Genomic DNA, 10,111 nt, shown 5'->3' with positions numbered 1-10,111 from the left:
CAGGCGTGCATGCGCTGGGCGGCGGCATCGGCCAGGGCATGCAGATGGCGATCGGCGCGGCGCTCGCCGGATCGGCTGCGAAGACGGTTTGCCTCGTCGGCGACGGCGGCTTGATGGTCAACGTCGGCGAGCTCGCGACGGCCGTGCAGGAAAACGCCGACGTGATGATCGTGCTGATGAACGACCAGTGCTACGGCGTGATCCGCAACATCCAGGACGCGCAGTACGGCGGGCGCCGCTACTACGTCGATCTGCACCAGCCGGACTTCGCGCAGTTCTGCGCGAGCCTCGGTCTCACGCACTACCGCATCTCGTCGCTCGATGCGGCCGATGCGGTCATCCGCGAAGGTCTCGCGAAAGAGGGGCCGGTGCTCGTCGAAGTCGACATGCTCTCGATCGGCCAGTTCGCGACGGCGTTCGCCGGCCCGCCGGTGAAGACCGAGGAGCCTGAACATGCGTGACAGTCTGCAGGACGAGCATCGCCGCGGGCATCTCGCGCCGATCGATGTCGCGATGATCGGCTTCGGCGCAATCGGGCAAACCGTCTATCGCTCGGCAGCCGCCGACCCTCACGTGCACGTCTCGCACGTGATCGTGCCGGAGCATCAGGCGGCCACGGTGCGCGAAGCGGTAGGCAAAGGCGTCGACGTGGTGTCGTCGGTCGCGGCGCTGTCGAGCCGTCCGCACTTTGCGCTCGAATGCGCGGGGCATAGCGCGCTCGTCGATCACGTCGTGCCGCTCTTGAAGGCCGGCACCGATTGCGCGGTGGCGTCGATCGGCGCGCTGTCGGACCTCGCGCTGCTCGACGCGTTGTCCGCCGCCGCCGACGAAGGCGATGCGACGCTCACGCTCTTGTCCGGCGCGATCGGCGGCGTCGATGCGCTCGCGGCAGCGAAGCTCGGCGGCCTCGACGAAGTGGTGTACATCGGCCGCAAGCCGCCGCTCGGCTGGCTCGGCACGCCGGCGGAAGTGCTCTGCGATCTGCACGCGATGACCGATCAACGCGTGATTTTCGAAGGCAGCGCGCGCGACGCCGCGCGGCTCTTTCCGAAGAACGCGAACGTCGCCGCGACCATCGCGCTCGCGGGCCTCGGGCTCGACGAAACGAAAGTGCGTCTGATCGCCGACCCGAACGTGATGCGCAACGTGCATCGCGTCATCGCGCGCGGTGCGTTCGGCGAAATGTCGCTCGAAATATGCGGCAAGCCGCTCCCCGACAACCCCAAGACCTCGGCTTTGACGGCCTTCAGCGCGCTCCGTGCGCTGCGCAATCGCGCGGCGCGCTGCGTGATCTGACGGCGTAGGTCGACGCAAACGATCTGACGGACGACACACATGACTGATTTCGATTCGAGCCTCGTTCCGTCGGGCGACATCCTGATTGGCGGCGAGTGGCGGCAAGGCCGCGGCGCGCCGTACAGAAGCGTGTACCCGGCAGACCAGACGATCAACGCGGAAATCTCGACAGCTGACGCCGAAGACGCGCGCGAAGCCATCGAAGCCGCGGATGCGGCATGGCGCGACGCGAACTGGGCTGGCCTGAAGCCGCATCAGCGCGCGAGCGTGCTGTACCGCGTCGCCGAGCTGATCGGCGCGCGCCACGAAGCGCTCGCGCAATTGCAGCGGCGCGACAACGGCAAGCCGATCGGCGAAACCCGCGCACTCGTGGCGAGCGCCGCCAATACCTTCCGCTACTTCGCCGCGTGCCTCGAAACGCTTGACGAAGATCTGACGCCGTCGCGCGGCGACTATCTGACGATGAGCGTGCACGAGCCGCTCGGCGTGATCGGTGCGATCACGCCGTGGAATTCTCCGATTGCGTCCGATGCGCAGAAGCTTGCGCCCGCCCTTGCGGCCGGCAATGCGGTCGTGCTGAAGCCGGCCGAAGTCACGCCGCTCGTTTCGCTCGCGCTCGCACGCATCTGCGAGGAAGCCGGCGTGCCGAAGGGCGTGCTGAGCGTGCTGCCCGGCAAGGGTTCGGTAGTCGGGGACGCGCTCGTGCGCCATCCGCTCGTCAAGAAGGTGTCGTTTACGGGCGGCACCTCGGTGGGCCGCGGCATCGCGCGCATCGCCGCCGAGAAGCTCATGCCCGTCTCGCTCGAACTCGGCGGCAAGTCGCCGACCATCGTGTTCGACGACGCCGATCTCGATCACGCGGTCAACGGCGTGCTGTACGGCATTTTCAGTTCGTCGGGCGAAGCTTGCATCGCGGGCTCGCGGTTGTTCGTGCAGCGCTCGATCTACCGCGCATTCATGGAGCGGCTCGTGGAGGGCGCGCGGCGCTTGCGCGTCGGCGATCCCTCGCGCGTCGAGACGCAAATGGGGCCATTGATTTCCGCGCAGCATCGCGAATCGGTCGAACGCTACGTCGCGCTCGGTCTTCAGGAAGGCGGCCGCCTGCTGTGCGGCGGCGAGCGCCCGGCCGGCGACGGACGCGAAAACGGCTTCTTCTATCAGCCGACGATCCTCGATGGCCTCGCGAACAGCGCGCGCATTTGCCAGGAAGAAATCTTCGGGCCGGTGCTCGTCGCGATGCCGTTCGACGACGAAGCCTCGCTCGTCCAGCACGCCAACGACAGCGTGTTCGGCCTCGCCGCCGGCATCTGGACGCGCGACTACAAGCGCGCATGGCGCGTGGCCCGTGCGCTCGAAACGGGCACCGTGTGGATCAACACCTACAAGCTGTTCTCGATCTCGACACCGTTCTCGGGCTGGAAGGAAAGCGGCATGGGCCGCGAGAAGGGCCGGCTTGGCATCCGCGAGTACATGCAGCAAAAGAGCCTCTACTGGGGCTTGAATGACGCACCGCTGCCGTGGGCGAATTGAAGAGGTCGGTCATGACGATTCTTGGCATAGAGCAGGTTACTTACGGCGTGACGGATCTCGCGGCTTGCCGGCGGTTTTTCGCGGATTGGGGCTTGAAGGAAGTCGCGCACGACGAAACGAGCGCGCGCTTCGAAACGCTGAACGGTTGCACGGTGCTCGCGGTCGACAGCAACGATCCGTCCCTGCCGCCCGCGTTCGAGGCGGGGCCGACGCTGCGCGAAGTCACGTGGGGCGTCGCGACGCGCGCGGAACTCGACGCGCTGCGCGGCCGCTTCGCGGGGCAGCCGGGCCATTTCGAAGCGGAGGAGGCCGTCGGCTGCATCGATCCGAACGGCATGGCGATTCGTGTCGAAGCGACCAGAAAGCGAGCGCTCGACATCAAGGGCTCGCTTTCGAACGTATGGGGCGAGACGCTTCGCGTCGATCAGCCGAGCACGATATACGAGCGGGCCGAACCGGTCGAGGTTGGGCATGTCGTGTTCTTCACGAACCGGCTCGTCGAGCAAGAAGCGTTCTATCACGAACTGCTCGGCTTCGAGACCTCGGACCGCTACCCGGGGCGCGGCGCCTTCATGCGCTGCGCGCCGCACGGCGGCCACCACGACCTGTTCCTGCTGCAACTGCCGGACGGCAAGCGCGGCCTGAACCACGTCGCCTTTACGGTGCGCGACATTCATGAAGTGTTCGGCGGCGGCATGCACATCAGCCGCTGCGGCTGGACGACACAGCTCGGCCCAGGGCGGCATCCGGTCTCCTCGGCGTACTTCTGGTATTTCCAGAATCCTGCCGGCGGCCTGATCGAGTATTACGCCGACGAGGATGTCCTTACGCCGGCGTGGCAGCCGCGCGAATTCGAGCCCGGTCCCACCGTGTTCGCGGAATGGGCGATCGAAGCCGGCCTCGACGGCAACACGCGTCGTCAGAAAAACGCGCCCGCGCCGGCCGGCCGGTTCATGACGGAGCGCAAAGATGACTGAAGCACCGTTTCAGGCAGGTTCCGTGGGCGCCGGGCTTCGTACCGTCGTCGTGATCGGCGGCGGGCAGGCAGCGGGGTGGGTCGTCAAGACGCTGCGCAAAGAGGGCTTCGCGGGCCGGCTCGTGATGATCGCCGACGAGATCCACCTGCCGTATGAGCGTCCGCCGCTGTCGAAAGCGGTGCTTTCCGGCGAGGCCGGCATCGAAACGGTGCGGCTCGTGGCCCCCGATGCGTTCACCGCGCTCGGCGTCGAAGCGTGGCAGCCCGACTACGCCACGTCGATCGACCGTGTTCGCCGTGTCGTACGCACGCAAAGCGGCCGCGAAGTCGAATACGACCGCGTCGTGATTGCGACTGGCGGCGCCGCCCGGCGTCTGCCGGAATCGATTGTCGGGACCGGGAATCTGCGCTACCTGCGCACGCTTGACGATGCCGTGGCGCTCGGCGAGCAGTTGCGCACCAGCCGGAGGGTGCTCGTAGTCGGGGGCGGATGGATAGGCCTCGAAGTCGCGGCGACGGCGCGCAAATTGAACGTCGATGCGACGATCGTCGAGGGGGCGCCGCGTTTGTGCGCGCGCTCGGTGCCGCCGGCCGTATCGGACTTTCTGCTCGAACTGCATCGCGCGAACGGCGCCGACGTGCGCCTGGGCGCATCGCTTGCCGCGCTCGAGGACCATCCCGGCGATCCGGGCCGGGTGCGCGCGACGCTCGCTGACGGATCGACGCTCGACGCAGACTTCGCCGTCGCGGGCGTCGGTCTCGCGCCCCATACGTCGCTTGCCGTAGCGGCGGGGTTGCATGTCGACGACGGCATCGTCGTCGACGAATACGGCATGTCCGACGACGCGTCGATCTTCGCATGCGGCGACGTCGCGAACCATCCGAACGCGTGGCTGAAGCGCCGCGTGCGCCTCGAGTCGTGGGCCAACGCGCAGAACCAAGCCATCGCGGTAGCGAAGGCCGTGCTCGGCGTTCGCTCGCCCTACGAAGAAATCCCGTGGTTCTGGTCGGATCAATACGACGTGAATCTGCAGATTCTCGGCGACATCCCGGCCGATGCCGAGATTGCGGTGCGCGGCGACATGGCGGCCAGGCGCGCGACGCTGTACTTCCTGAAGGGGGGCGCGATTCACGGCGTGATCGCGATCAACACGCCGCGCGAACTGAAGCTCGCACGCAAATGGATGAGCCAGGGGCTCACGGTCGACGCGGCAGCCCTCGCCGACGTCGGACGTGCGCTCGCCTGATAACGACAAACAAAGGAGACTCAAGGATGAGAACCATCAATATTGGAGCCGTGGAAGAGGGCAGTGCCCGTGCCGCCGCCGGCGCAATCGAGGCCGTCACCCAGGGATCGATCATTGCGCGCCTCGAGCGGCTTCCTGCCAACGCGATGCAGGTGCGCGCGAGAATCCTGATCGGGCTGGCGACGTTTTTCGACGGCTTCGACGTCATCGCGATCGCGGTGACGCTGCCGCTCTTGATTCACAAGTGGGGGCTCACGCCAGGGCAGGTCGCGTTCCTGATCGGGTCCGGCGCGATCGGCCAATTGATCGGCGCCTTGCTGTTTCCTTGGCTCGCGCAACGGCACGGCCGGGTACGTGCGATTGCGTGGAGTTCGGGAATCATCGGCATCGCGAGCATCGCCTCCGGTTTCGCGCCAACCTTTGTCGCATTCGTCGTGCTGCGGATCATTCAAGGGATCGGGCTTGGCGGTGAAATACCGGTGGCGGCGACGTACATCAACGAGATCACTCGCGCGCACGGACGAGGCCGCTTCGTGATGCTGTACGAGATCGTGTTTCCGATCGGCTTGCTCGGCGCCATGATCGCGGGTGCGTGGATCGTGCCGCGCTTCGGCTGGGAAACGATGTATTTCATCGGCGCGGTGCCGCTCGTCCTTTTCTTTGTGCTCGCCAAACTCGTGCCGGAGTCGCCGCGCTGGCTTGCCGAACGCGGCCGAATGGCTGAAGCCGACAGCGCCGTCAGCGCGTTCGAGGCAAGCGTAAAGGGCCCGCTCGCGCCGGTCCGGCAAATTGCCGAGTTCGAGGCGCTCATGCACCGTCACCCGAAGCGCCGCGTACAGGATCTGTTCAGCCGGGCCTATCTGAAGCGCACGATCGCGGTCGCAACGATCTGGGTCACCGCCGGCTTCATTCAGTATGGACTGTCCACCTGGCTCCCGACCATCTACAAGACCGTCTATCACGCTTCGTTGCAACTTGCACTCAACTTGGGGGTGCTTGGCTGGGTGCTCGGCGTGCTCGGATCGCTGACCTGCGCGCTCATCGTCGACAAAGTTGGCCGCAAGCCGGTGATCACATGGTCGTTCGTTCTGTGCACGCTATCGCTGATTCTAGCTGCGGTGTTTCACGGGGAGTCCGTCTACGTCGTTGCGGCCTTTTGCTCGCTCGCACTGGCGTTCATGTCAAGCGGCTTCATTACCGCGTACGTGTATACGCCGGAGCTGTACCCGACAAGCATCCGCGTGTCGGGCGTCGGGCTCGGCAGCGCGGTGCTCAAGATCACGGCGATTTTTTCTCCGGCGCTCGTCTCGCAGACGATGGGCGGCAATCTCATCACTGCGTTTGCGATGTTCGCGGCGGTGCCGTTTGTTGCAGCGTTGGCTGTTCATTTTCTTGGCATCGAGACGAAGGGAAAGGTTCTGGAGCAGCTCGAAGCATGAGCGACGCTCCAGTGGACCGGACTATCGGCTGCAAATGCCGATGCAACGCAACAGCATCGGCTCGACATGCTGTTGCTTTGCGGACTGCATACCGGCGTGGCCAACGGTTTCAAGCCGATTGCAGCACTACGGGGTCAACCCCACGTTAAGCGCTGGATCCCGGCCAAGCTCCGTCGCCAAATAGTCGACGACCACTCGCAACTTCGGGGGGACGAATTTACGCGACGGATAGACTACAAAAATCGGCAGGCCTTCTGGTTCGTATTGCCTAAGCACCTGGCAAACCCGTCCTGACGTCAGGTCGTCATGAAACAGCCAATTCGGCATCACGGTGATCCCAAGGCCGCGAATACAGGCTTCCCTAATCACGTCCGCGCTGTTGGATACAAAGCTTCCCGACACGACGACAGTTTCACGGCAGCCATGGGACAGAAATGACCAATGAGGGCCGATCGCAGGGTTGGAATACACCAGGCAATTGTGAGTACTGAGGTCTAGCGGGCCCTGTGGTTCGCCAGCAGATTCCAGGTATGCCGGAGAAGCTACGGCAATACGCGATGTTGTGCCGGCCTGTCGAGCAACGAGGTCGCCGTTCGGGTTTCCAAAGCGAATCGCGACGTCTAGCCCATGTTCGACGAGGCTGTCGGCCATGTCGCTCGCGACTATCTCAACGCGCAATTGCGGATACTGCTCGAGCAGGTCGCCAACGCAGCGAACGAGGTAGCGTTGCGCAAAAGCGTAGGGACTTCCTATGCGAATTAACCCGCGGGGCGTCCTCTTTGCTCCACCTAGGTGTGCCTCTGCCTCTGCGACAGTGTCCAGAATCTTTTGAGCAAAGCTGAGATAAGTAAACCCGTCTTCCGTCAGTTGCAAGTGGCGAGTTGTTCGATTCAGAAGACGAACACCGAGGTGATTTTCAAGCGCGGCAATTTGTTTGCTCACGCTAGGTTGCGTCAGCCCCAACTCCCGAGCCACGGTCGAAAAGCTGCCGGATTGCGCAACTCTGACAAATACGCTCATCCCCTCGATTATGTCCATACGGGTTTACCGGATCTTTTGACTGGCATTTATTCCACATGGGCATGGCAATTAGTCGCCCGTCTCGCCTTATCAAGCATGTAGAACACTACTAAAGTGTAAGCTCCTTTTACACGATAGCGGACGAAAAATTGCTAAAACTCTATCACCACAACATCTCCGTATGTGCGCAGAAGGTGCGCATTGCCTTGGATGAAAAGGGCATCGAGTGGACGGGACAAGAGGTCGATTTGATGAAGCAGGAACACCTTACTCCTGAGTTCCTCAAAATCAATCCGAAGGGACTGGTCCCTGTTCTTGTTCATGATGGCATCCCGGTCCGTGAATCTACTGTCATTCTCGAGTATATCGAGGACGTCTTCCCAGAGCGGCCGTTAAGGCCTGCGTCACCTCTGGGAGCAGCAAAGATGCGGATGTGGACAAAGATACCTGACGAAGGATTACATATTGCCTGCGCATCGGTTACCTACGCTGCGTCGTTTGTGCACCAGTTGCGAAGCCATCACGATAGAAAGGAATGGATGGAACGCCTGGCCAAACTGCCAGACCGCGCTCGGGCAGATCGCCAGCGGCAAATCATGGAACAGGAATTCAAAGCACCCTTCGTGAAAGATGCGGTCCTTCTGCATGACAAGGTTCTTAAGGAAATGGATGCTGCGCTCGGTGAGCAGACTTGGCTTGCGAGTGACGAGTTCACATTGGCCGACATCGCTATCATTCCTTATGTGACCCGTCTTGACCGCTTGGGTTTGGAGAAGATGTGGGCGCAACGACCCAACGTAGCGAGGTGGTTCGACGCAGTGCAGGCTCGACCAAGCTTTGATTCGGCGATTACATCGTTTCGATCGAACGCCTACGATGACGAGCTGAAAAAGCAGGGCATTGACGTTTGGCCGAAAGTTAATGCACTCCTAACGGAATAGCACGTTGCCGGCCGAATCAGCAGCTTATGTGGACAACGTTGTGTGATTCGAGCGCCCATTTTGCGATGACATCAGCACGTTGTGTTGCCGCTGGGCGCTGCACGACACTCGGTTTCAGCTCGCGCTTTACCCATTGCAGCGTTCTCTGAAAAACCATCGCACGTTCCAAATGATCATGAATATTCAGGAATTCGATCTAGTCGTCATTGGCGGTGGTTCCGGTGGAGTTCGCGCCGGTCGTGTCGCTGCGTCCCACGGCGCTAAAGTTGCCATCATTGAGGAGCACCGCTACGGTGGAACATGTGTCATCCGCGGATGCGTGCCAAAGAAGTTATTTGTATACGCGTCCGATTTCGCGCAACAGTTCGAAGACGCATCAGGATTCGGTTGGACGTCGGTAAAGCCGAAGCACGACTGGGCTACTTTGGTCGCAGCTAAAGACCGGGAGATCAAACGTCTCGAATCGGTATACAAGCGCTTGCTGCATGAAGCAGAAGTTACGACTTTCGATGGCCGGGCTGTGCTCCTTGACGAACACACGGTCCAGGTCGGTGAAAGAATACTCCATGCGCGGATCGTGCTGATTGCGACGGGCGCCACGCCTGTTAAACCATTGGTGCCTGGCTCGGAGCTTATGATCACTTCCAACGAGGCATTCGATTTTCCAGCGTTCCCTCAACGCGTTGCGATCCTCGGCGGCGGTTACATAGCGTGTGAATTCGCCGGAATCTATTCCGGACTGGGTGCTGACGTAGTTCAGATTCACAGGGGCGATCAGATCTTGCGTGGCTTCGACGAGGATGTGCGGACACACCTCGCTACTGAGATGCAGAAATCGGGAATTGCACTTCGGTTGTCGCAGCGTGCCGTGCGCGTCGAAAGAAGAGAGGGAGCTTTGCGCATTACGGTCGACTCCGGGGATCACTTTGACGTGGACGCGGTTCTGGCTGCCACTGGCCGGCGGCCCAATACCTCTGCGCTAGGACTCGAAAAAGCGGGGGTGCGTCTCGCGGAGTCGGGCGCCGTGCTGGTCGACGCTTACTCCCGGACTTCGGTCAATAGCATTTTTGCGGTGGGTGACGTGACGGACCGAGTCGCCCTGACCCCGGTTGCGATTCAGGAAGGGCATGCCTTTGCGGACACTATGTTCGGGAATAACCCGCGCGCGGTGCTTCACAGCAACGTACCGTCGGCAGTCTTCAGTCGACCCAATGCTGCATCAGTCGGACTTACTGAGGCTGAGGCGAGTTCGGGTGGACGCGCGATCGACGTATATCGCACGCAATTCAAGCCCATGCGCGCGACACTCTCGGGACGTGACGAGCAGATATTGATGAAGATCGTAGTTGACGCCAAAACAGACCGCATGTTGGGCGCTCATATGGTCGGCGATAACGCGGGCGAAATCATCCAAGGCTTGGCTATTGCGATTACAGCGGGAGCAACCAAAGCACACCTCAGCGCAACGTTAGGAATACACCCGACGGTGGCGGAGGAATTTGTGACGCTGGGCGCTTCCATCCGTTCGTCTCAGCGAATTGAGAAGAACCGTAAAACATGCCGTTGCACTGGCCTGCCTCACGCAGGATCGTGACCATCTGTTCGTCGGCAAACCTGCTCTTCTTCATGACTTCCTTTCTCCGTTGGAAGCCGTTCTCTCAA

General features: G+C 62.1%; 9 protein-coding genes. 8 read left to right on the top strand and 1 reads right to left on the bottom strand.

Annotated elements, in window-relative coordinates; all coding sequences use genetic code 11:
- From J3489_RS30900 to J3489_RS30875, 6 genes are all read left to right on the top strand, one after another.
- On the top strand, positions 1 to 461 hold a 461-nt coding region (locus tag J3489_RS30900; RefSeq protein ID WP_242540434.1), incomplete at its 5' end, for a thiamine pyrophosphate-dependent enzyme.
- Positions 454 to 1,296, top strand: a complete 843-nt coding sequence (locus tag J3489_RS30895; RefSeq protein WP_207004622.1) for an aspartate dehydrogenase — start codon at positions 454 to 456, stop codon at positions 1,294 to 1,296. The genes J3489_RS30900 and J3489_RS30895, both read left to right, overlap by 8 nt.
- A gap of 39 nt (positions 1,297 to 1,335) precedes the next feature.
- Positions 1,336 to 2,826 (top strand): aldehyde dehydrogenase, encoded by a 1,491-nt coding sequence (locus J3489_RS30890; protein ID WP_207004621.1) that lies wholly within the window; start codon positions 1,336 to 1,338, stop codon positions 2,824 to 2,826.
- Positions 2,827 to 2,837: 11 nt separating this feature from the next.
- Positions 2,838 to 3,803 carry a VOC family protein gene (locus J3489_RS30885; RefSeq protein WP_207004620.1) on the top strand — a complete coding sequence of 322 codons (966 nt, stop codon included), beginning with the start codon at positions 2,838 to 2,840 and terminating at the stop codon, positions 3,801 to 3,803.
- Complete coding sequence (locus J3489_RS30880) at positions 3,796 to 5,049, top strand: NAD(P)/FAD-dependent oxidoreductase (protein ID WP_207004619.1); 1,254 nt, start codon at positions 3,796 to 3,798, stop codon at positions 5,047 to 5,049. Before J3489_RS30885 ends, J3489_RS30880 begins: the two co-directional genes overlap by 8 nt.
- A gap of 26 nt (positions 5,050 to 5,075) precedes the next feature.
- Positions 5,076 to 6,488, top strand: coding sequence for an MFS transporter (locus J3489_RS30875; protein ID WP_207004618.1), 1,413 nt, complete (start codon positions 5,076 to 5,078; stop codon positions 6,486 to 6,488).
- A gap of 126 nt (positions 6,489 to 6,614) precedes the next feature.
- On the opposite strand, the gene J3489_RS30870 is transcribed toward J3489_RS30875, so the two are convergent.
- Positions 6,615 to 7,526 carry a LysR family transcriptional regulator gene (locus J3489_RS30870; RefSeq protein ID WP_207004617.1) on the bottom strand — a complete coding sequence of 304 codons (912 nt, stop codon included), beginning with the start codon at positions 7,524 to 7,526 and terminating at the stop codon, positions 6,615 to 6,617.
- A gap of 131 nt (positions 7,527 to 7,657) precedes the next feature.
- Here J3489_RS30870 and J3489_RS30865 point away from each other — a divergent pair, with 131 nt between their 5' ends.
- On the top strand, positions 7,658 to 8,449 hold the full coding sequence (locus J3489_RS30865) for a glutathione S-transferase family protein (RefSeq protein WP_207004616.1): 792 nt from the start codon (positions 7,658 to 7,660) through the stop codon (positions 8,447 to 8,449).
- A gap of 175 nt (positions 8,450 to 8,624) precedes the next feature.
- A complete protein-coding gene (gene gor / locus J3489_RS30860; protein ID WP_207004615.1) occupies positions 8,625 to 10,043 on the top strand; it encodes a glutathione-disulfide reductase in 1,419 nt (472 codons plus the stop codon).
- Positions 10,044 to 10,111: the final 68 nt, after the last annotated feature.

Source organism: Trinickia mobilis, assembly GCF_017315705.1.
Lineage (GTDB): Bacteria > Pseudomonadota > Gammaproteobacteria > Burkholderiales > Burkholderiaceae > Trinickia_A > Trinickia_A mobilis.
This window is presented reverse-complemented; position numbering and strand designations above follow the sequence as displayed.

Coding starts and splice junctions, on each gene's coding strand:
- J3489_RS30895 (WP_207004622.1), top strand. CDS start 454: ATGCGTGACAGTCTGCAGGACGAGCATCGCCGCGGGCATCTCGCGCCG.
- J3489_RS30890 (WP_207004621.1), top strand. CDS start 1,336: ATGACTGATTTCGATTCGAGCCTCGTTCCGTCGGGCGACATCCTGATT.
- J3489_RS30885 (WP_207004620.1), top strand. CDS start 2,838: ATGACGATTCTTGGCATAGAGCAGGTTACTTACGGCGTGACGGATCTC.
- J3489_RS30880 (WP_207004619.1), top strand. CDS start 3,796: ATGACTGAAGCACCGTTTCAGGCAGGTTCCGTGGGCGCCGGGCTTCGT.
- J3489_RS30875 (WP_207004618.1), top strand. CDS start 5,076: ATGAGAACCATCAATATTGGAGCCGTGGAAGAGGGCAGTGCCCGTGCC.
- J3489_RS30870 (WP_207004617.1), bottom strand. CDS start 7,526: ATGGACATAATCGAGGGGATGAGCGTATTTGTCAGAGTTGCGCAATCC.
- gor (WP_207004615.1), top strand. CDS start 8,625: ATGAATATTCAGGAATTCGATCTAGTCGTCATTGGCGGTGGTTCCGGT.